The sequence below is a fragment of the Streptomyces sp. NPDC051211 genome (assembly GCF_040689505.1).
GTDB lineage: Bacteria > Actinomycetota > Actinomycetes > Streptomycetales > Streptomycetaceae > Streptomyces.
The window spans coordinates 116,208-136,818 of sequence record NZ_JBFBAV010000002.1 but is presented as its reverse complement, the minus strand read 5'-3'; the positions used below and the strand labels follow the sequence as shown (position 1 = coordinate 136,818).

Annotated in this window: 22 protein-coding genes and 1 pseudogene; 19 read left to right on the top strand and 4 right to left on the bottom strand. The window is 69.7% G+C overall.

Annotated elements, in window-relative coordinates; all coding sequences use genetic code 11:
• Positions 1-16 precede the first annotated feature (16 nt).
• From prmC to AB0447_RS03525, 16 genes are all read left to right on the top strand, one after another.
• Entirely contained in the window at positions 17-862 is an 846-nt protein-coding gene (gene prmC / locus AB0447_RS03600) for a peptide chain release factor N(5)-glutamine methyltransferase (RefSeq protein ID WP_366474786.1), read from the top strand.
• A gap of 136 nt (positions 863-998) precedes the next feature.
• Positions 999-1,646: an L-threonylcarbamoyladenylate synthase gene (locus AB0447_RS03595; protein ID WP_366474785.1), complete on the top strand. Its 648-nt coding sequence runs from the start codon at positions 999-1,001 to the stop codon at positions 1,644-1,646.
• On the top strand, positions 1,643-2,272 hold the full coding sequence (locus tag AB0447_RS03590) for a protein-tyrosine-phosphatase (protein WP_366474784.1): 630 nt from the start codon (positions 1,643-1,645) through the stop codon (positions 2,270-2,272). Before AB0447_RS03595 ends, AB0447_RS03590 begins: the two co-directional genes overlap by 4 nt.
• A gap of 285 nt (positions 2,273-2,557) precedes the next feature.
• On the top strand, positions 2,558-3,790 hold the full coding sequence (glyA, locus tag AB0447_RS03585) for a serine hydroxymethyltransferase (protein ID WP_366474783.1): 1,233 nt from the start codon (positions 2,558-2,560) through the stop codon (positions 3,788-3,790).
• Between the two features lie 116 nt (positions 3,791-3,906).
• Positions 3,907-5,229: an MraY family glycosyltransferase gene (locus AB0447_RS03580; RefSeq protein WP_366474782.1), complete on the top strand. Its 1,323-nt coding sequence runs from the start codon at positions 3,907-3,909 to the stop codon at positions 5,227-5,229.
• A gap of 306 nt (positions 5,230-5,535) precedes the next feature.
• Entirely contained in the window at positions 5,536-5,862 is a 327-nt protein-coding gene (locus AB0447_RS03575) for a hypothetical protein (protein WP_366474781.1), read from the top strand.
• Positions 5,863-6,279: 417 nt separating this feature from the next.
• Positions 6,280-6,693 carry a hypothetical protein gene (locus AB0447_RS03570; RefSeq protein WP_366474780.1) on the top strand — a complete coding sequence of 138 codons (414 nt, stop codon included), beginning with the start codon at positions 6,280-6,282 and terminating at the stop codon, positions 6,691-6,693.
• A gap of 226 nt (positions 6,694-6,919) precedes the next feature.
• On the top strand, positions 6,920-7,741 hold the full coding sequence (gene atpB, locus AB0447_RS03565; RefSeq protein ID WP_366474779.1) for a F0F1 ATP synthase subunit A: 822 nt from the start codon (positions 6,920-6,922) through the stop codon (positions 7,739-7,741).
• Positions 7,742-7,813: 72 nt separating this feature from the next.
• Positions 7,814-8,044, top strand: a complete 231-nt coding sequence (atpE, locus tag AB0447_RS03560) for an ATP synthase F0 subunit C (protein ID WP_351310773.1) — start codon at positions 7,814-7,816, stop codon at positions 8,042-8,044.
• Between the two features lie 41 nt (positions 8,045-8,085).
• A complete protein-coding gene (locus AB0447_RS03555) occupies positions 8,086-8,628 on the top strand; it encodes a F0F1 ATP synthase subunit B (RefSeq protein WP_366474778.1) in 543 nt (180 codons plus the stop codon).
• Positions 8,625-9,440 (top strand): F0F1 ATP synthase subunit delta, encoded by an 816-nt coding sequence (locus tag AB0447_RS03550; protein ID WP_366474777.1) that lies wholly within the window; start codon positions 8,625-8,627, stop codon positions 9,438-9,440. The genes AB0447_RS03555 and AB0447_RS03550 overlap by 4 nt, the downstream gene beginning before the upstream one ends.
• A 129-nt stretch (positions 9,441-9,569) precedes the next feature.
• Positions 9,570-11,162: a F0F1 ATP synthase subunit alpha gene (gene atpA, locus AB0447_RS03545; RefSeq protein WP_366474776.1), complete on the top strand. Its 1,593-nt coding sequence runs from the start codon at positions 9,570-9,572 to the stop codon at positions 11,160-11,162.
• 20 nt (positions 11,163-11,182) lie between these two features.
• The gene (locus AB0447_RS03540; protein WP_366474775.1) at positions 11,183-12,100 is read left to right on the top strand and encodes a F0F1 ATP synthase subunit gamma; all 918 of its coding nucleotides are present in this window, start codon (positions 11,183-11,185) and stop codon (positions 12,098-12,100) included.
• Positions 12,100-13,542: a F0F1 ATP synthase subunit beta gene (gene atpD / locus AB0447_RS03535; protein ID WP_366474774.1), complete on the top strand. Its 1,443-nt coding sequence runs from the start codon at positions 12,100-12,102 to the stop codon at positions 13,540-13,542. The genes AB0447_RS03540 and atpD overlap by 1 nt, the downstream gene beginning before the upstream one ends.
• Positions 13,543-13,659: 117 nt before the next feature.
• Positions 13,660-14,034 (top strand): F0F1 ATP synthase subunit epsilon, encoded by a 375-nt coding sequence (locus AB0447_RS03530; RefSeq protein ID WP_351310763.1) that lies wholly within the window; start codon positions 13,660-13,662, stop codon positions 14,032-14,034.
• Positions 14,035-14,155: 121 nt separating this feature from the next.
• Entirely contained in the window at positions 14,156-14,602 is a 447-nt protein-coding gene (locus AB0447_RS03525) for a DUF2550 domain-containing protein (protein ID WP_366474773.1), read from the top strand.
• 87 nt (positions 14,603-14,689) lie between these two features.
• On the opposite strand, the gene AB0447_RS03520 is transcribed toward AB0447_RS03525, so the two are convergent.
• The 3 genes and pseudogenes from AB0447_RS03520 to AB0447_RS03510 form a co-directional block, all read right to left on the bottom strand.
• Positions 14,690-16,555 carry a glycoside hydrolase family 18 chitinase gene (locus AB0447_RS03520; protein WP_366474772.1) on the bottom strand — a complete coding sequence of 622 codons (1,866 nt, stop codon included), beginning with the start codon at positions 16,553-16,555 and terminating at the stop codon, positions 14,690-14,692.
• 170 nt (positions 16,556-16,725) lie between these two features.
• Positions 16,726-17,388 (bottom strand): response regulator transcription factor, encoded by a 663-nt coding sequence (locus tag AB0447_RS03515; RefSeq protein ID WP_366474771.1) that lies wholly within the window; start codon positions 17,386-17,388, stop codon positions 16,726-16,728.
• Positions 17,385-18,573, bottom strand: a pseudogene (locus AB0447_RS03510) (histidine kinase). The gene AB0447_RS03515 and the pseudogene AB0447_RS03510 overlap by 4 nt, the downstream one beginning before the upstream one ends.
• 162 nt (positions 18,574-18,735) lie before the next feature.
• Here AB0447_RS03510 and AB0447_RS03505 point away from each other — a divergent pair.
• The 3 genes from AB0447_RS03505 to AB0447_RS03495 are packed head-to-tail and all read left to right on the top strand — an operon-like array spanning position 18,736 to position 19,889.
• Positions 18,736-19,305 carry a hypothetical protein gene (locus AB0447_RS03505; protein ID WP_366474770.1) on the top strand — a complete coding sequence of 190 codons (570 nt, stop codon included), beginning with the start codon at positions 18,736-18,738 and terminating at the stop codon, positions 19,303-19,305.
• Positions 19,306-19,347: 42 nt separating this feature from the next.
• On the top strand, positions 19,348-19,623 hold the full coding sequence (locus tag AB0447_RS03500; protein ID WP_366474769.1) for a type II toxin-antitoxin system prevent-host-death family antitoxin: 276 nt from the start codon (positions 19,348-19,350) through the stop codon (positions 19,621-19,623).
• Complete coding sequence (locus AB0447_RS03495; protein WP_366474768.1) at positions 19,620-19,889, top strand: type II toxin-antitoxin system RelE/ParE family toxin; 270 nt, start codon at positions 19,620-19,622, stop codon at positions 19,887-19,889. The genes AB0447_RS03500 and AB0447_RS03495 overlap by 4 nt, the downstream gene beginning before the upstream one ends.
• Positions 19,890-19,896: 7 nt before the next feature.
• Here the strand turns inward: AB0447_RS03495 and AB0447_RS03490 are convergent, their stop codons facing one another.
• Positions 19,897-20,469: a cob(I)yrinic acid a,c-diamide adenosyltransferase gene (locus AB0447_RS03490; protein WP_366474767.1), complete on the bottom strand. Its 573-nt coding sequence runs from the start codon at positions 20,467-20,469 to the stop codon at positions 19,897-19,899.
• Positions 20,470-20,611 lie beyond the last annotated feature (142 nt).

Below are 20,611 nucleotides of genomic sequence, written 5' to 3'. Positions count from 1 at the left end.
CGGAGGACCAGCGCAGATGAACTTGCTGCTTGCCGAGGTGGCCCAGGCCACCCAGCGGCTGGCCGCCGCCGGCGTGCCCTCACCGCGCTTCGACGCGGAGGAGCTCGCCGCGTGGGTGCACGGCGTCAAGCGGGGGGAACTGCACCACGTCAAGGACACGGACTTCGACGCCCGCTACTGGGAAGCCGTCGCCCGCCGCGAGGCCCGCGAACCGCTGCAGCACATCACCGGGCGGGCCTTCTTCCGCTACCTGGAGCTGCAGGTCGGCCCCGGCGTCTTCGTGCCGCGTCCGGAGACCGAGTCGGTGGTGGACTGGGCCATACAGGCCGTCCGCGCCATGGACGTGGTCGAGCCGCTGATCGTGGACCTGTGCACCGGCTCCGGCGCCATCGCGCTGGCCATGGCCCAGGAGGTGCCGCGCTCGCGGGTGCACGCCGTGGAGCTGTCCGAGGACGCCCTGCGCTGGACCCGCAAGAACGCGGAGGGCTCCCGGGTCACCGTCCACCAGGGCGACGCGCTGAGCGCCCTGCCCGAGCTGGACGGCCAGGTCGACCTGGTCATCTCCAACCCGCCGTACATCCCGCTCACCGAATGGGAGTACGTCGCCCCGGAGGCCCGGGACCACGACCCGGAGATGGCGCTGTTCTCCGGCGAGGACGGCCTCGACACCATCCGCGGCATCGAGCGCACCGCCCACCGGCTGCTCCGGCCCGGCGGCATCGTCGTCGTCGAGCACGCCGACACCCAGGGCGGGCAGGTCCCCTGGATCTTCGCCGAAGAGCTGGGCTGGGCCGACGCCGCCGACCACCCGGACCTGAACAACCGCCCGCGCTTCGCCACGGCCCGCAAGGCGATGCCGTGAGGCCCCGCGCGACCCACCCGGCCCCGGCCCGCGCGACCCACCCGGCCCCGGCCGGCGCGGCCTGCCCGACCCGTCCTGCCGTTCCTGCCCCTGTTACTCCGCTCATTCCGCTCACTCCGCACGAGGAGGCCCGCTGATGGCCCGGCGATACGACTGCAACGACGCGACGGACCGCAAGACGGGTCTGCGTGAAGCGGCATCCGCCGTGCGCCGCGGCGAGCTCGTCGTGCTGCCGACCGACACCCTGTACGGGATCGGTGCGGACGCCTTCAGCGCGGAGGCGGTCGGCGACCTGCTGGCCGCCAAGGGGCGCGGCCGCAACATGCCCACCCCCGTGCTGATCGGCTCCCCGAACACCCTGCACGGCCTGGTCACGGACTTCTCCGAGCAGGCCTGGGAGCTCGTCGACGCGTTCTGGCCGGGCGCGCTCACCCTGGTCGCCAAGCACCAGCCCTCGCTGGCCTGGGACCTCGGCGAGACCCACGGCACCGTCGCCGTACGGATGCCGCTGCACCCGGTCGCCATCGAGCTGCTCACCGAGGTCGGCCCGATGGCCGTCTCCTCGGCCAACCTGTCCGGGCACCCGGCGCCGGAGGACTGCGACGCCGCGCGCGCGATGCTCGGCGACTCGGTCTCCGTCTACCTGGACGCCGGCCCGACCCCGGGCATCCAGCCGTCCTCCATCGTCGACGTCACCGGCAAGGTTCCGGTCCTCCTCCGGGAAGGGGCCCTCACCGCCGACCAGCTGCGGGAGGTCGTACCCGACCTCGAGGTGGCCCCGTGAGCCCTGAGGGGCGTGGCATAGCGAGTGACCCCTTCCGCATACTCCACGTCAGCACCGGAAACGTGTGCCGCTCGCCGATCACCGAGCGGCTGACACGGCACGCCCTGGCGCACCGGCTGGGGGCCGTGCCCGCCGGCGAACTCATCGTGGAGAGCGCCGGCACCTGGGGCCACGAGGGCGCCCCCATGGAGGCCAACGCGGCCGCCGTGCTCGCCGACTTCGGAGCCGACGCCTCCGGCTTCACCGGGCGCGAGCTGCTCGACGAGCACGTCATACGCGCCGACCTGGTGCTGACCGCCACCCGCGACCACCGGGCCCAGGTCATCTCCATGGGCCACTCGGCGGGCCTGCGCACCTTCACGCTGAAGGAGTTCACCCGGCTGGTCCGCGCCATAGACCCCGCCACGCTGCCGCCGCTGGACGACGGGATGGCGGAGCGGGCCCGGGCGCTGGTGCGGGCGGCTGCGGCGCTGCGGGGCTGGCTGTTGGCGCCGAATGCCGATGCGGACGAGGTGTACGACCCGTACGGGGCGCCGATCACGTTCTTCCGGTCCATCGGCGACGAGATCAGCCAGGCCCTGGACCCGGTCGTAACAGCCCTGACCGGCGTCACCACCCCCCGCTAGCCCCCACCCGCTCCCACAGCTACCCGCTGCCGCAGTCACTGCTGCCGGAGCCGCCCGCTGCCGCTGCCGCTGCGCGGGGCCGTCGCCTCCCCGCCCCTTCCCGAACCGGGGGCGAGCCCCCAGACCCCCGTACGTGCGCTGCGCGCCCGTGCGCTCAAACGCCGCGCGGGCTGGACACGGGAGGCCCGGGCGCCGCGGTGAGACGCTGGGGGCGCCTGCGCGGCGGGAGGGGCGGGGGCGGCCTACAGTGGGCGTAGCCGGTACCCCACTGCTCGGGAGCGCGCCATGACCGTCACCACCGAGCCGGCAGCAGACGTCCTGCGACGCCAGGACCCGCAGATGGCCGACGTCCTCGCCGGCGAGGCCCAGCGGCAGGCCAACACCCTGCAGCTGATCGCCGCCGAGAACTTCACCTCACCCGCCGTGCTCGCCGCCCTCGGCTCCGCCCTAGCCAACAAGTACGCCGAGGGCTACCCCGGCGCCCGGCACCACGGCGGGTGCGAGTACGCCGACCACGCCGAGCGGATCGCCGTCGAGCGGGCCCGGGCCCTGTTCGGCGCCGAGCACGCCAACGTCCAGCCGCATTCCGGCTCCGCCGCGATGCTCGCCGCGTACGCCGCGCTGCTGCGGCCGGGGGACACCGTCCTCGCCATGGGGCTGCCGTACGGCGGGCACCTCACCCACGGGTCCCCGGCCAACTTCTCCGGCCGCTGGTTCGACTTCGTCGGGTACGGGGTGGACGCCGAGACCGGCATCATCGACTACCTCCAGGTGCAGGAGCTCGCCCGCACCCACCGGCCCAAGGCCATCGTCTGCGGCTCCATCTGCTACCCCCGGCACCCCGAGTACTCCGCGTTCCGGGAGATCGCCGACGAGGTCGGCGCCTACCTGCTCGTCGACGCGGCCCACCCGATGGGCCTGATCGCCGGCGGGGCGGCCCCCAGCCCCCTGCCGTACGCCGACGTCGTCTGCGCCACCACCCACAAGGTGCTGCGGGGACCCCGCGGCGGCATGATCCTCTGCGGCTCCGAGCTCGCCGAGCGGATCGACCGGGCCGTGTTCCCCTTCACCCAGGGCGGCGCGCAGATGCACACCATCGCCGCCAAGGCGGTGGCCTTCGGGGAGGCGGCCACCCCGGCCTTCTCCTCGTACGCGCACCGGGTCGTCACCAACGCCCGCACCCTCGCCCGCGCCCTCACCGAAGAGGGCTTCGCGGTGACCACCGGCGGCACCGACACCCACCTGATCACCGCCGACCCCGCAGCCCTCGGCCTCGACGGCCGGGCCGCGCGCGGCCGGCTGGCGGCGGCCGGGATGGTGCTCGACACCTGCGCCCTGCCGTACGGGGACCAGCGCGGGATCCGGCTCGGGACGGCCGCGGTCACCACGCAGGGGATGGGCGAGCTGGAGATGGTCAAGATCGCCGGAATGTTCGGCCGCGCCCTGCGCGGGGAGCCGGGGGAGACCCGCGCGGCGGCGGCCGAGCTGGCGCTCACTTTTCCCCCGTATGGGGTGTAAGTGGGGTGAGAGGGGCGTAGTGGAACCGGGAAGTGGCCCCCTCGCGTCCTCGTTCCCGGGGACATCGCAGCTAATGTGTGGGGCTGAGATGGCCGGCGATACATCTGGGGCAGCCCGTGCGTGAATATCTGCTGACGCTCTGCGTCACGGTCGCGGTGACCTACCTGCTGACCGGACCGGTGCGGAAGTTCGCGATCGCGGCCGGCGCCATGCCGGAGATCCGCGCCCGCGACGTGCACCGGGAACCGACTCCGCGGCTGGGCGGCATCGCCATGTTCGGCGGACTGTGCGCGGGGCTGCTGGTCGCCGACCACCTGCAGAACCTCAACGGGGTCTTCGAGCTGTCGAACGAGCCGCGGGCGCTGCTGTCCGGAGCGGCGCTGATCTGGCTGGTCGGCGTGCTGGACGACAAGTTCGAGATCGACGCGCTGATCAAGCTCGGCGCACAGATGATCTCTGCGGGTGTGATGGTCATGCAGGGTCTGACCATCCTGTTCCTGCCGATCCCCTTCGTCGGCACCGTCTCGCTCACCCAGTGGCAGGGCAACCTGCTGACCGTCGCCCTGGTCGTCATCACCATCAACGCGGTGAACTTCGTGGACGGGCTGGACGGTCTGGCCGCCGGCATGGTCTGCATCGCCGCCGCCGCGTTCTTCATGTACTCGTACCGGATCTGGTACGGCTACGGCATCGAGGCCGCGGCCCCCGCGACCCTGTTCGCCGCCATCCTGATGGGCATGTGCCTGGGCTTCCTGCCGCACAACATGCATCCCGCCCGGATCTTCATGGGCGACTCCGGCTCGATGCTGATCGGCCTGGTGCTGGCGGCGGCCGCCATCTCCATCACCGGTCAGGTGGACCCCGACGCGCTGGCCCTGTGGGCCGGCGGTGAGCGCAACGCGACCCACGCGATGCTGCCGGTCTTCATCCCGCTGCTGCTGCCGCTGACGATCATCGCGCTGCCGGTCGCGGACCTGGTGCTGGCGATCGTCCGGCGGACCTGGAACGGCCAGTCGCCGTTCGCCGCGGACCGCGGGCACCTGCACCACCGACTGCTGGAAATCGGACATTCGCACAGCCGTGCTGTCCTGATCATGTACTTCTGGTCGGCGCTGATCGCCTTCGGCGCGGTGGCCTATTCGGTGAACTCCACCTCGATGTGGATGGTGCTGGTCATCGCCGGCCTGAGCGGCATCGGCCTGGTCCTGCTCCTCCTCCCGCGCTTCAGCCCCCGCGCCCCGCGCTGGGCGGAAGGCCTGGTCCCGCCCCGCTACCGGCATGCGGAGCGGGCCGCGGAAGAGGCCGTCCGGGAGGCCGTCGGCCAGGAGCCGGAGCCGGTCCGGGTGCTTGCGGGCGGCGTCTCGGGCGTCAACGGCGCGACGGCGGTGGGCCCCCGCTCACGCTTCCCCGACCGCCGGAAGGCCGGAAGTCGCGGGTAGATCGTCTACCGAGACGGCCGATCCGGACAACCGATGCCTTCTCTCCGACCGTGGGATGGCCGGAACCGGTGAACCGGCTCGGTTCGCCGGATGCCTACTGGCCGTCGGTTCCCGGTGTTCCACCGGGAGCGTCCTGGCCGGTATCGGATGGGTCCGACTGCACCCGTGCCGAGCGCGTTCGGCCAAGCCGCGGGATGGCCGGGCGTCGCCTGTCAGGGCACTGACCCCGCTCATAGAGTCGTGTCCGACCAGCGCCCGCGGCAACTGCCCCGGGCATGACGTGATCGGATTCCTGGGGGAATTCTCGTGCGTAGCAAAGTGTCCGCGTTATTTGCCGCCGCTGCGGTGGCCGGCTCCCTCTTCGTGGCGGCCCCCGCAGCCACAGCCGCCGAGAACGATGAGACCGGCGCCGACCGAGCGGCATCCTGCGTGCAACTCGTGCGCTTCTGGGAGAAGGGCTTCAATCGGATGGTCGAGGTGAAGAACACCTGCAGCCAGACGGCGTGCTTCACGGTGACCGTGGCCGCGCGGAAGGACCCCAAGTTCAGCATCGGCGGCAACCGGCAGGAGTCCTTCAGCTACGGCGGGAAACTGTGGAGCCGCGGCTCCGGTATCAAGAACGTCGGCTGCTGACCGAGCGCAGACGGCAGGCATGCGGACCTCGCGGAAACGCGGGGTCCGCTTCGTTTTGCAGGAGCGCGCAGGCGTCAACGGAGGGCGGCCTCGGCGGCCCGTACGCCCCACCCGACCGGCGGAAGGCCGGATCATCCCGCTGACACGGGCACGCCGCAGCGGGACCGAACGGGCTATATCAGACACAATGGTGGTGTGTCGTGCACACACGTGCGGGTTAGCCCTCATGTGTGACAGTGAGCACACCCCAACAGTAAAGACCTCATCAAATAGTTTGTGATACCGTTCACTAAACCCGGCGACAGAGCCGAAGGACCGTAGTGCGACGGTCCCTTGGCCCGAGGTTCTCTCTCGGACCGGGCTTACGCTCGTCCCGTACGAGTCCCGTGCCCCCACCACCATGCGGAGCCCCCCGCCATGCGGTCTGATGACGTCCGATCCCTCCTGCAAGCCGCTGTACCCACCGCTGCCGTCGGCGCTGTTGCCGCCATCGTCAGCGCCGTGGTCGCCGGCGGCAAGGGGGCCCTTGGCGCCGTCGTCGCGACCCTGATCGTGATCCTCTTCATGGGCATCGGGTTCGTCGTACTCCAGCGCACGGCACGGTCGCTGCCGCATCTGTTCCAGGCAATGGGACTGATGCTCTATACGGCGCAAATTCTGCTGCTGTTCATCTTTGTCGCCGTGTTCAAGGACACCACCCTGTTCCACCCCAAGGCCTTCGCGATCACGCTGGTCGTCGCCACCCTCGTGTGGATCGGCGCACAGACCCGTGCCCACATGAAGGCCAAGATCCTTTACGTCGAGCCCGAAAAATCGGGGCCGAAGTCGTGAAGGGTAGGGCCGGGATAAGTGGGCGTTCGAGATCCTGCTATCGTCCGGTGCCAACTGCGGCACTGCGGGCTCGGGTATCTGAAGCTGACGCCTGTTCCATCGCGAGGCTCGATGCCTGACTGCCGCCCCATCATCCGTAACACCAGTCCAGTGCCGAACCGCGGCTGCGCGCCGCGCCGACACAACGAGGTTGCCGTACCTATGCGCCACGCTGAAGGAGCCCGCGGTGAGTGCTGACCCGACGCAGGTGCTCGCCTTCGAGACCGACTGTCACATCTTCGACGGATGTGGCTTCCCGGCCCCGGGCCTGCACTCGTTCCTCTTCGAGCCGATCTTCGGTGACGCGTCCAGCAACTCGTACTTCAACAAGACGATGCTGCTCGCTCTGCTGGGCTCGATCATCATCGTCGGCTTTTTCTGGGCCGCCTTCCGGAAGCCGAAGGTCGTCCCGGGCAAGCTCCAGATGGTCGCCGAGGCCGGTTACGACTTCGTACGCCGCGGCATCGTCTACGAAACCCTGGGCAAGAAGGAGGGCGAGAAGTACGTCCCCTTCATGGTCGCGACGTTCTTCTTCGTCTGGATGCTGAACCTCTGGTCCATCGTCCCGCTCGCGCAGTTCCCGGTGACCTCGATCATCGCGTACCCGGCCGGCCTCGCCGCCATCATCTACGTGATGTGGATGTCGGTGACCTTCAAGCGGCACGGTTTCGTGGGCGGTTTCAAGAACATCACCGGCTACGACAAGTCGCTCGGCGGCATCCTGCCGCTGGTCATGGTCATCGAGTTCTTCTCGAACGTCCTGGTCCGCCCCTTCACCCACGCGGTCCGACTCTTCGCGAACATGTTCGCCGGTCACACCCTGCTGCTGCTGTTCACCATCGCCAGCTGGTACCTGCTGAACGGCATCGGCATCGCCTACGCGGGTGTCTCGTTCGTGATGGTCATCGTGATGACCGCCTTCGAGCTCTTCATCCAGGCCGTCCAGGCGTACGTCTTCGTCCTCCTGGCCTGCAGCTTCATCCAGGGCGCACTCGCCGAGCACCACTGATCGCCCCCTCCAAGCCCCCATTCGTCCGGTGGCCAACCCCCACCGGTCCGTGAAAGAGAAGGAAGAACTGGCATGTCCCAGACCCTTGCCGCTGTCTCTGGCTCCCTCGGTTCCATCGGTTACGGTCTCGCGGCCATCGGCCCGGGCGTCGGCGTCGGCATCATCTTCGGTAACGGCACCCAGGCCATGGCCCGTCAGCCCGAGGCCGCCGGTCTGATCCGCGCCAACCAGATCCTCGGTTTCGCCTTCTGTGAGGCGCTCGCCCTCATCGGTCTGGTCATGCCGTTCGTCTACGGCAAGTGATCTCCGGATCCCGATCAGCCCACTAGACGAAAGGCACTGACGTGAACCTCCTGGTTCTCGCGGCTGAGGAGCCTCAGAGTCCCCTCATTCCGCCGCTCCCCGAGCTGGTCGTCGGCCTGATCGCCTTCGTCATCGTCTTCGGCTTCCTCGCCAAGAAGCTCCTCCCGAACATCAACAAGGTTCTGGACGAGCGCCGCGAGGCCATCGAAGGCGGTATCGAGAAGGCAGAGGCCGCCCAGGTCGAGGCCCAGAGCGTGCTGGAGCAGTACAAGGCCCAGCTCGCCGAAGCCCGGCACGAGGCCGCTCGCCTGCGCCAGGAAGCGCTGGAGCAGGGCACTGCGCTCAAGGAAGAACTGCGCGCAGAGGGCCAGCGGCAGCGTGAGGAGATCATCGCTGCCGGCCACACCCAGATCGAGGCCGACCGCAAGGCCGCCTCGCAGGCGCTGCGTCAGGACGTGGGCAAGCTCGCCACCGACCTGGCCGGCAAGCTCGTCGGTGAGTCCCTCGAGGACCACGCCCGGCAGAGCCGCACCATCGACCGCTTCCTCGACGAGCTCGAGGAGAAGGCCGAGGCGGCCCGATGAACGGAGCGAGCCGCGAGGCACTGCACGCCGCGCGCGAGCGTCTCGACGCGCTGACGGACAACACGTCCGTCGACGCGACGAAGCTCGCCGGCGAGCTGGCTGCCGTCACCGCGCTGCTCGACCGCGAGGTCTCGCTGCGTCGGGTCCTCACCGACCCGGCGCAGTCCGGTGAGGCCAAGGCCGAGCTGGCCGGGCGCCTGCTCGGCAGCCAGGTCGGCGGGGAGACCCTCGACCTGGTGTCCGGCATGGTCCGGTCCCGCTGGTCGCAGTCGCGCGACCTGGTGGACGCGCTGGAGGAGCTGGCGGACACCGCCGACCTCACCGCCGCCCAGCAGGCCGACGTACTCGACAACGTCGAGGACGAACTGTTCCGGTTCGGCCGGATCGTCGGCTCGAGCACCGAGCTGCGCGCCGCGCTGACCGACAAGGCCGCGACCGCCTCCGCCAAGAGCGAGCTGCTGCGCAGCCTCCTCGGCGGCAAGGCGAACGCCGTCACCGAGCGTCTGGTCGCCCGTCTCGTCACGCACCCGCGTGGACGTAGCCTGGAAGCGGGACTGGAGTCCCTTTCCAAGCTCGCCGCCGAGCGCCGTGACCGCACGGTCGCCACCGTGACCACCGCGGTTCCGCTCAGCGACGTGCAGAAGCAGCGTCTCGGCGCGGTGCTGGCGAAGCTGTACGGCCGCCAGATGCACCTCAACCTCGACGTGGACCCGACGGTCCTCGGCGGGATCGTGGTGCGGGTCGGTGACGAGGTCATCGACGGGACCATCGCGGAGCGCCTCACCGAGGCGAGCCGTCGCATGGCCGGCTGATCCAGCCACCAAATTCAAGAAGCATTTCAGCGGCCCGGTTGGGCCGTGCAGAACTTGCAGAAGATTCCTGGGGGTCGCCCCCAGACCCCTAAGAAGCTTCAGGCCCAACAAGGAGAGCAGGGAACCCAGATGGCGGAGCTCACGATCCGGCCGGAGGAGATCCGGGACGCGCTGGAGACCTTTGTCCAGTCGTACAAGCCGGACGCGGCCTCGCGCGAGGAGGTCGGAACGGTCAGCGTTGCCGGCGACGGCATCGCGAAGGTGGAGGGCCTGCCCTCCGCCATGGCGAACGAGCTGCTGAAGTTCGAGGACGGCACCCTCGGTCTCGCCCTCAACCTCGAGGAGCGCGAGATCGGTGCGATCGTCCTCGGCGAGTTCAGCGGTATCGAGGAGGGTCAGCCGGTGCAGCGCACCGGTGAGGTTCTCTCCGTAGGCGTCGGCGAGGGCTACCTCGGCCGCGTTGTCGACCCGCTCGGCAACCCGATCGACGGCCTCGGCGAGATCGCTACCGAAGGCCGCCGCGCCCTCGAGCTGCAGGCCCCGGGCGTCATGGTCCGCAAGTCGGTGCACGAGCCGATGCAGACCGGCTACAAGGCCGTCGACGCCATGGTGCCGATCGGCCGCGGCCAGCGTCAGCTGATCATTGGTGACCGTCAGACCGGCAAGACCGCTCTGGCCGTCGACACCATCATCAACCAGCGCGACAACTGGCGCTCCGGTGACGTGAACAAGCAGGTCCGCTGCATCTACGTCGCCATCGGTCAGAAGGGCTCCACCATCGCCTCCGTGCGCGGTGCCCTGGAAGAGGCCGGCGCGCTCGAGTACACGACCATCGTCGCCGCCCCGGCGTCCGACCCGGCCGGCTTCAAGTACCTGGCGCCCTACACCGGCTCCGCCATCGGCCAGCACTGGATGTACGCCGGCAAGCACGTCCTGATCATCTTCGACGACCTGTCGAAGCAGGCCGACGCCTACCGCGCCGTGTCGCTGCTGCTGCGCCGCCCGCCGGGCCGTGAGGCCTACCCGGGTGACGTCTTCTACCTGCACTCGCGTCTGCTGGAGCGTTGCGCCAAGCTCTCCGACGACATGGGCGCCGGTTCGATGACCGGTCTGCCGATCGTCGAGACCAAGGCCAACGACGTCTCGGCGTTCATCCCGACCAACGTCATCTCCATCACCGACGGCCAGTGCTTCCTGGAGTCCGACCTGTTCAACGCCGGCCAGCGTCCGGCCCTGAACGTCGGTATCTCGGTCTCCCGCGTCGGTGGCTCGGCCCAGCACAAGGCGATGAAGCAGGTCTCCGGCCGGCTCCGCGTCGACCTGGCCCAGTACCGCGAGCTGGAGGCGTTCGCCGCCTTCGGTTCCGACCTGGACGCCGCGTCGAAGGCTTCGCTGGAGCGCGGTAAGCGCATGGTCGAGCTGCTGAAGCAGGGCCAGTACCAGCCGATGCCCGTCGAGGAGCAGGTCGTCTCCGTCTGGGCCGGCACCACCGGCAAGATGGACGACGTTCCGGTCGCGGACATCCGCCGCTTCGAGTCCGAGCTGCTCGAGCACCTCCGCCTGAACCGCAAGGACCTGCTGACCTCGATCTCCGAGGGCGGCAAGATGTCGGACGACACCCTGCAGTCCATCGCGGACGCGATCGCCGGCTTCAAGAAGCAGTTCGAGACCTCGGACGGCAAGCTTCTGGGCGAAGACGCTCCGGTCAGCACCAGCAAGTGACGACGGAAGGGACCTGACTCATGGGAGCGCAGCTCCGGGTCTACAAGCGTCGCATCCGATCCGTCACCGCGACCAAGAAGATCACCAAGGCGATGGAGATGATCGCCGCCTCGCGCATCGTCAAGGCGCAGCGCCAGGTGGCGGCCTCCACGCCGTACGCGACCGAGCTCACCCGTGCGGTGACCGCGGTGGCGACCGGTTCCAACACCAAGCACCCGCTGACCACCGAAGCCGAGGCCCCGGCCCGGGCCGCGGTCCTGCTCGTCACGAGCGACCGCGGTCTGGCCGGCGGCTACTCCTCCAACGCCATCAAGGCGGCGGAGCGGCTGACGGAGCGGCTGCGCGGCGAGGGCAAGGAGGTCGACACGTACATCGTCGGCCGCAAGGGCGTGGCCTACTACGGCTTCCGTGAGCGCAAGGTCACGGACCGCTGGACCGGCTTCACCGACAGCCCCAGCTACGCGGACGCCAAGGCGGTTGCGGCGCCCCTGATCGAGGCCGTTTCGACGGAGACGGCCGAGGGTGGCGTCGATGAGCTGCACATCGTCTACACGGAATTCGTGTCGATGATGACGCAGAACCCGGTGGACAACCGGATGCTGCCGCTCAGCCTCGACAAGTCCGCGGAGGAGGAGAGCGCGAAGGGCGAGATCCTTCCGCTGTTCGACTTCGAGCCGTCGGCGGAGGACGTCCTGGACGCCCTGCTGCCGCGCTACGTCGAGAGCCGGATCTACAACGCGCTGCTGCAGTCGGCTGCCTCCGAGCACGCCGCCCGCCGCCGCGCGATGAAGTCGGCGACCGACAACGCCGGAGAGCTCATCAAGAGCCTCTCCCGGCTTGCCAACGCGGCCCGCCAGGCCGAAATCACCCAGGAAATCAGCGAGATCGTCGGTGGCGCCAGCGCCCTGGCCGACGCGACCGCGGGGAGTGACAAGTAATGACGACCACTGTTGAGACGGCCGCCGCCACGGGCCGCGTCGCCCGGGTCATCGGCCCGGTCGTCGACGTGGAGTTCCCCGTCGACGCGATGCCGGAGATCTACAACGCGCTGACCGTTCAGGTCGCGGACCCGGCCGAGGACGGCAAGCTCAAGACGCTGACCCTCGAGGTCGCCCAGCACCTGGGTGACGGCCTGGTCCGTACGATCTCGATGCAGCCCACCGACGGTCTGGTCCGCCAGGCCGCGGTGACCGACACGGGCTCGGGCATCACCGTCCCGGTCGGCGACTTCACCAAGGGCAAGGTGTTCAACACCCTGGGTGAGGTGCTCAACTACCCGGAGGCCAACTCCGAGGTGACCGAGCGCTGGCCGATCCACCGCAAGGCCCCGAACTTCGACGAGCTCGAGTCGAAGACCGAGATGTTCGAGACCGGCGTCAAGGTCATCGACCTCCTCACCCCGTACGTCAAGGGTGGAAAGATCGGTCTGTTCGGTGGTGCCGGTGTCGGCAAGACCGTTCTGATCCAGGAAATGATCTACCGCGTCGCCAACAACCACGACGGTGTGTCGGTGTTCGCGGGTGTCGGTGAGCGTACCCGTGAGGGCAACGACCTCATCGAGGAGATGACCGACTCGGGCGTCATCGACAAGACCGCCCTTGTCTTCGGCCAGATGGACGAGCCCCCGGGCACCCGTCTGCGCGTCGCCCTGGCCGGTCTGACCATGGCGGAGTACTTCCGCGATGTTCAGAAGCAGGACGTGCTCTTCTTCATCGACAACATCTTCCGGTACACCCAGGCCGGTTCCGAGGTGTCGACCCTGCTCGGCCGTATGCCCTCCGCGGTGGGTTACCAGCCGAACCTGGCCGACGAGATGGGTCTCCTCCAGGAGCGCATCACCTCGACCCGTGGTCACTCGATCACCTCCATGCAGGCGATCTACGTCCCCGCGGACGACCTGACCGACCCGGCGCCGGCGACCACCTTCGCCCACCTCGACGCGACGACGGTTCTCTCCCGTCCGATCTCCGAGAAGGGCATCTACCCGGCCGTGGACCCGCTGGACTCCACGTCCCGGATCCTGGACCCCCGCTACATCGCGCGGGACCACTACGAGGCCGCCATGCGCGTCAAGGGGATCCTGCAGAAGTACAAGGACCTCCAGGACATCATCGCGATCCTCGGTATCGACGAGCTGGGCGAGGAGGACAAGCTCGTTGTCCACCGTGCCCGTCGCGTCGAGCGCTTCCTGTCCCAGAACACCCACGTCGCCAAGCAGTTCACCGGCGTCGACGGTTCGGACGTTCCGCTGGACGAGTCCATCGCCGCGTTCAATTCGATCTGCGACGGTGAGTACGACCACTTCCCCGAGCAGGCGTTCTTCATGTGCGGTGGCCTCGAGGACCTGAAGGCGAACGCCAAGGAGCTGGGCGTCTCCTAATCCTGACCAAAGGATTAACCGGAGAGGGGCGGGCGCGTCCCGTCCCTCTCCCCACGCCCATTAGAATTTGACCCAACACCCGGCAGACCTGCCGGGTGGTGACCCGAGGAGCCAACCTTGGCTGCTGAGCTGCACGTCGAGCTGGTCGCGGCGGACCGGAGTGTCTGGTCCGGCGAGGCCACCCTGGTCGTCGCCCGCACCACGTCCGGCGACATCGGCGTCATGCCCGGTCACCAGCCGCTTCTCGGCGTGCTGGAATCGGGCCCGGTGACCATCCGTACCAGCGAGGGCGGCACTGTCGTCGCCGCGGTGCACGGCGGATTCATCTCGTTCGCGGACAACAAGCTGTCCCTGCTGGCCGAGATCGCCGAGCTCGCGGACGAGATCGACGTCCAGCGGGCGGAGCGGGCACTGGAGCGCGCGAAGTCGGAGGCCGATGCGGCCGCCGAGCGTCGCGCCGATGTCCGGCTGCGCGCGGTCGCGGGGCACTGAGCCCCGTACCGAAGAGTTTGAAACCTCAGCCGCGGCCCGTCCGGATTTTTCCGGGACGGGTCGCGGCTGAGGCGATGCAGATCCGTTTTTCGGGATTCGATGAGCGAGGAGGTCGGTGAAGATGCTCCTCGCTCTGCTTGTGAGCGGCCTGGTCGTAGCCCTGGTGGTGATCGGGCTCTTTGTCTTCGGGCTGCGCCGGCGGCTCATCCAGCGGTCCGGCGGTACGTTCGACTGCAGCCTCCGCTGGGGTGTCGCGGAGGAACCCGACCTGTCCGGCAAGGGCTGGGTGTACGGGGTCGCCCGCTACAGCGGGGACCGGATCGAATGGTTCCGGGTGTTCAGCTACTCGCCCCGGCCGCGCCGGCTGCTGGAGCGCGATTCGATCGAGGTGCTGGCCCGTCGTGCCCCGGAGGGCGAGGAGGAGCTGGCCCTGCTGTCCGATGCCGTCGTGCTCGGCTGTCTCCACCGGGGGACCCGCCTGGAGCTGGCGATGAGCGAGGACGCGCTGACCGGGTTCCTGGCCTGGCTGGAGGCGGCGCCTCCCGGCCAGCGGGTGAACGTGGCCTGACCGGGTCTTTTGCGCGTTCCGGCGCTGCGGACGCGAAGAAGCCGGGGTGACGGGGGCGGACCCGTCACCCCGGCTTCGTTCTTCCTCTTACTGCAGGCCGGTGTGGACGGCGTTGGCCAGCTCGCCGTTGGCCGTGTCGCCGCTGAACTCCCAGTAGAAGGCGCCGCGCAGCCCCTGCTGCTTGGCCCAGCTCATCTTGCCGGCGATGGTGGCGGGTGTGTCGTAGCTCCACCAGTTGCTGCCGCACTTGGCGTAGGCCGTGCCGGCGATGGTGCCGGTGGCCGGGCAGCTGTTCTTGAGCACCTTGTAGTCCTCGATGCCCTGCTCGTACGTGCCCTGCGCCGGGCCGGTGGCGGTGCCGCCGGGGGCGGCCTGGGTGACGCCGGTCCAGCCGCGGCCGTAGAAGCCGACGCCGAGGTTGAGCTTGGCGCCGGGGACGCCCTTGGCCTTGAGCTTGGCGATGGCCTCGGCGGAGTTGAAGCCCGCCTGCGGGATGCCGGCGTACGAGGTGAGCGGGGAGTGCGGGGCGGTCGGGCCCTGGGCGGCCCAGGCGCCGAAGAAGTCGTACGTCATGACGTTGTAGAAGTCGATGTACTGGGCGGCGCCGCCGTAGTCGGCGGCGTCGATCTTGCCGCCGCTGGAGGCGTCGGCGGTGATGGCGGCGGTGACCAGGTTGTTCGTACCGAACTTGGCGCGCATGGCCTGCATCATGTTCTTGAAGGCGGCGGCTCCCGAGGTGTCGCAGGACAGGCCGCAGGCGTTCGGGTACTCCCAGTCGAGGTCGATGCCGTCGAAGACGTCGGCCCAGCGCGGGTCCTCGACCAGGTTGTAGCAGGAGTTGGCGAAGGCGGTCGGGTTGGCCGCGGCCTGGGGGAAGCCGCCGGACCAGGTCCAGCCGCCGAACGACCACAGCACCTTGATGTGCGGGTACTGCTTCTTCAGCTTGCGCAGCTGGTTGAAGTTGCCGCGCAGGGTCTGGTCCCAGGTGTCGGCCACGCCGTCGACGCTCTGGTCGGCGGTGTAGGCCTTGTCGTAGTCGGCGTAGGCGTCACCGATGGTGCACTGGCCGTTCTGGACGTTGCCGAAGGCGTAGTTGATGTGCGTGATCTTGCTCGCCGTACCCGAGGTGACCAGGTTCTTCACGTGGTAGTTGCGGCCGTAGACGCCCCACTCGGTGAAGTAGCCGAGCTTGACCGGGCCGCCCGCGGGCGGGGGATCGACGACGCCGCCGGGGGTGGTGACCGACAGGGTGCCGGAGGCGGGGCCGGTCTGGTCGGCGGTGTCGCGGGCGACGACGTGGTAGCTGTACGTGGTGCCCTTGGTCAGGCCGGTCTCGGGCCGGGAGGTGCCGGTGACCGTGGCGACCTTGGTGTCGTTGCGGTAGACGTCGTAGTTCTTGATGCCCTTGTCGTCGGTGGCGGCGGCCCAGTTCAGGGTCAGCGAGGTCTCGGTGACAGCGGCGGCAGTGGGGGTGCCGGGCGCGGAGGGGGGATTGTCACCGGGCTGGGTGCCGCCGTCGCAGGAGCCACCGTTGATCTTGCATCCGGAGGGGGCGCCGGGGCCTGCGCCGTTGAAGCCGAAGCTGATGCTGGCGCCGGGGGAGAGGGTTCCGTTCCAGCCGACGTTCTTGCCGGTCCAGTGGTTGCCCGAGTTGGTGACGGTGGCGTCCCAGGCCGAGGTGACCCGGGTGCCGGCCGGGTAGTCCCATTCGACGGTCCAGCTGCTGAGGGTGGTGGTGCCCGTGTTCTTGATCGTCCACTTGCCCTCGAAGCCGCTGCCCCAGTCGGACACCTTGGTGTAGGTGGCCGTGGCGGAGGTCGCGGCCTGGGCGGGGGAGGCCAGGCCGACGAGTCCCGCGAGGGGGAGGGCGAAGGCGGCGACGGTGGCCGCGAGTCTGGAGAGGAAACGGGTGCGGGTGCGCGTGCGGGTTCGTGGGGGGGATGCTGTGCTCAAGGGTGCTCCTCCGTAGGTCCGCCGGTGCCGGGAGCCGGCATCGACTTGGGGGTGGGACCTGCGCCGCCCGTGAGCACGCCATGGGAAGCCTTGTCATGGCACGCTCACCACAGTACTGGCGGTGAGCGTAGAAAGGTCTGGACCAACCGTCAAGAGGTCCAGACCAACACTCAGGTACTGCTCTGGATCCCCAACTCCTGCGCCAGCACCGCCGCTTGCACCCGGCTGCGCAGCTCCAGCTTCCCCAGCAGCCTGCTGACGTGTGTCTTCACCGTCGCCTCCGCCATCTCCAGCCGCCCGGCGATCTCCGCGTTCGACAATCCCTCGCCCAGACACGACAGCACCTCCCGCTCCCGCCGGGTCAGGGCCGCCACCCCGGCGTGCTCCGCCGGGCGGGCCGCCCGTACGGCCTTCGGCGCCGCGAACTCGGCGATCAGCCGCCGGGTCACCGCCGGCGCGATCAGCCCCTCCCCGCGCGCCACCGTCCGCACCGCCTCGATCAGCTCCCGCGCCTCCGCGTTCTTCAGCAGGAAGCCCGCCGCCCCCGCCCGCAAGGCCCCGAACACGTACTCGTCCAGATCGAAGGTGGTGAGCACCAGTACGTCGGCCAGCCCCTCTCCGACCACCAGCCGGGTGGCCGACACCCCGTCGAGCTTCGGCATCTGGACGTCCATCAGCACCAGGTCCGGCCGCAGCTCCCGGGCCAGCCGCACCGCCTCCTCCCCGTCCGCGGCCTCGCCCGCCACCTCGATGTCCCCCGCACTCCGCAGGATCAGCACCAGCCCGGCCCGCACCGCCGACTGGTCCTCCGCAACCAGTACCCGGATCGTCATGCCTCCACCGCCCTCTCCTCGGCGGGCAGGAGCGCCCGCACCTGCCACACCGTGCCCGCCGGGCCCGCCCCGAACTCCCCGCCGAGGAGTTCCGTCCGCTCCCGCATGCCCACCAGACCGGCCCCCGAGCCCGGGACGCGGGGGCCCGGCCGGTCACCGTACGGGCTGTCGACCCGTACGGTCAGCAGCGCGCCGGACCGGCCGACCCGGACCCGGACCGTGCCCGGCACCGCGTGCTTGAGGGCATTGGTCAGCGACTCCTGCACGATCCGGTACGCCGCCAGCTCCACCGGGGCCGGCAGCGGCTCACCGCCGGGCGTCCGGAAGTCCTCCAGGACGAACTCCAGGCCGCTCGCCGCGCCCGTGGTCCGGGCCTGCGCGAGCAGGGCCACCAGCCCGTCCAGCGAGGGCACGGCCACCGGCTCCTGCTCGTCTCCCGCCCGCCGCAGCAGCCCGATCAGCCGGCGCATCTCCGCCAGCCCCTGCACGCTGTTCTCCCGGATCACGCCGAGGGCCTCCCGGCTGGTCCCGGCCTCGTCGATGGAGAGCGCGGCGGTGGAGTGGATGGCGATGGCGGACAGGTGGTTGGCCACCATGTCGTGCAGCTCCCGGGCCATCCGGGCGCGCTCGGCGACGACCGCCGCCTTGCGGTCCATTTCGGCCAGCAGCGCGGTCTGCTCGGCCCGCAGCCGGGCGGCCTCGGCCGCCTCGCGGTGGTTGCGCAGGGTGGCCCCGGTCACCGCAGGGCCGAAGCAGACGATGCCGGTCACCACCCCGATCAGGACCGATTCCGGGGGTGCGCAGCAAGGCCACCGAGGCGAGGGTGACGGCGATGGTGATCACCCCGGTGGTGATCGGGAGCCGGCGGGCCATGGCGGGGTGCCCGTAGACCACGGCGGCGTACATCAGGTCGGTGAACATGAAGACGGTGGCCAGATTGCCCACCGTGAACTGGTCCGCGATCACCGCGACGGTGCCGATGATCAGGGCGGCCTGCGGTGCGGTCCGGCGGAACAGCTCCAGCACGCCCATGACCGCCATCGGCAGCAGCGCGGCCCAGGCGGGCAGCAGCTCCCGCACCGCGGACGTGTACAACCCGAGCGACCAGAGCAGCAGGCCGGCGAGCACGCTGATCACGGCGATCAGCGCGTCATGGCGGTGGGGGCGGAACAGCGGCAGGGGCACAGGACCATCCAACACGGTGCCCGCCGCCACGGCCTCGGTGCAGCAGCCGAATCCGCACTACATCGAAGGATGCAGTCACAGCTCATCTCCGCAGACGACGATTCGGCCGCAGCCGGGCGGGAAGCTTGAAGCGTCCCCCCACCGATGCGAACGGAGACCGCTGTGATCGTCGCGCTGATCATCGCCTGCGAGGTCGGCTTCTGGGTGCTGCTGGCCGCCGGCCTGGCCCTGCGCTACCTCGCGAAGATGCCCCGGCTGGGAGCGGCGGTCCTGCTCTGCGAGCCCATGCTGGAGCTCGTCCTGCTGGTCGTCACCACCCTGGACCTGAAGGACGGCGCCACACCCGACTGGAAGCACGGCCTGGCCGCCCTCTACATCGGCTACACCGTCGCCTACGGCCACTACACGATCAAGTGGCTGGACAGCCATGCGGCGTACCGGTTGGCCGGCGGCCCGAAACCGGCCGGCGCCGGCTACGGCAAGGCCCGCGCCCTCCACGAGTGGAAGCTGTGGGCCCGCACCCTGCTCGCCGCCGCGGTCGCCCTCGCCCTGCTGCAGACCGCCATCTGGTACGTCGGCGACGACGGCGACACCAGCTCGCTGAAGGCCTGGCAGTTCAGCGCCCTGCGGGTGGCGGGCATCCACGCGATCGTGGCCGCCTGCTACACGATCTGGCCGAAAAAGGCCCCGGCCGGCACGCAGGCCGCCCCGGAGGCCGAGCGGATCGGGTAGGCCACTCTCGCCTGTGTACACGGTTCTGGGTACACTTCCGGCATGAATGAATCGATGTCCGTCCGCGAGGCCCGAGCGAACCTGGCGAAGCTGCTCGATCAGGCGGAGGAAGGCGAAGCCACCGTGATCACGCGCGGCGGCGCCCCGGTCGCCGCGGTCGTACCCATCGAGGAGTACGAGGCGCTGGAGGAAGCGGCAGACGAACTTCTCGCCCGCAAGGCCCTGCGGACCCTGGCGGAGGAAGGCGACGAGCCGCGGGCCACGCTGGCCGATGTGCTCGCCGACCTCTTCGGGCCCTCCGCCACGGACGTGGCGTGAAGTACGCCTTCGAGTTCACGGCCACGGCGCGACGGCAGCTTCGCGGTATCGACCAGCCGACCGCGTTGCGCCTACTGCATGCGCTCAGCCTCCTGGGCGACGACCCACACCGGGAGAACGCGGACGTCAAGAAATTGTCCGGCCACGACGCGCTGTACCGCCTGGGCGTCGGCGCGTACCGGATCGCCTACACCGTCGACAACGGGAAACTGATCATCCTCGCGGTCGAGGTGGGGCACCGCCGGCAGGTCTACCGCAGGCTCTGACCGCGGCTCAGCGCTCCCCGCCCGGTACCCACAGCACGTCTCCGACCTCCTTGTTGGCCGTACGGGCCAGGATGAACAGGAGGTCGGAGAGCCGGTTCAGGTAGGTGGCGGTGAGGGGGTTCATCGTCTCGCCGTGGACCTCCAGGGCCGCCCAGGTGGACCGCTCCGCCCGTCGCACCACCGTGCATGCCTGGTGCAGCAGGGCCGCCCCCGGGGTGCCGCCGGGGAGGATGAAGCTGCGCAGCTTCTCCAGCTCCTCGTTGAAGCGGTCGCAGTCCGCCTCCAGCCGGTCCACGTAGAACTGCTCCACCCGCAGCGGCGGGTACTCCGGCTTCTCCACCACCGGGGTGCACAGGTCCGCGCCGACGTCGAACAGGTCGTTCTGCACCCGGGTCAGCACCTTCACGACCGCCTCCGGCAGCGCGCCGAGCGCGATCGCGGTGCCGATGGCCGCGTTCGCCTCGTTGGCGTCCGCATAGGCGGAGATGCGCAGGTCGGTCTTGGCGGTGCGGCTCATATCGCCCAGAGCGGTCGTGCCCTTGTCGCCGGTACGGGTGTAGATGCGCGTGAGGTTCACCATGCCGCCAGCGTAGTCCGCGCCCAACTGCGCGCCTCCCGGCGACCGGTGGGCCGTGCCGGTGTGATGTCCGTCATCTGAGACGTGACGCGTGTTACTTCGCGGTCACACGGCCCCGCACGGGCGCTACTCTCCGCCGGAGAAG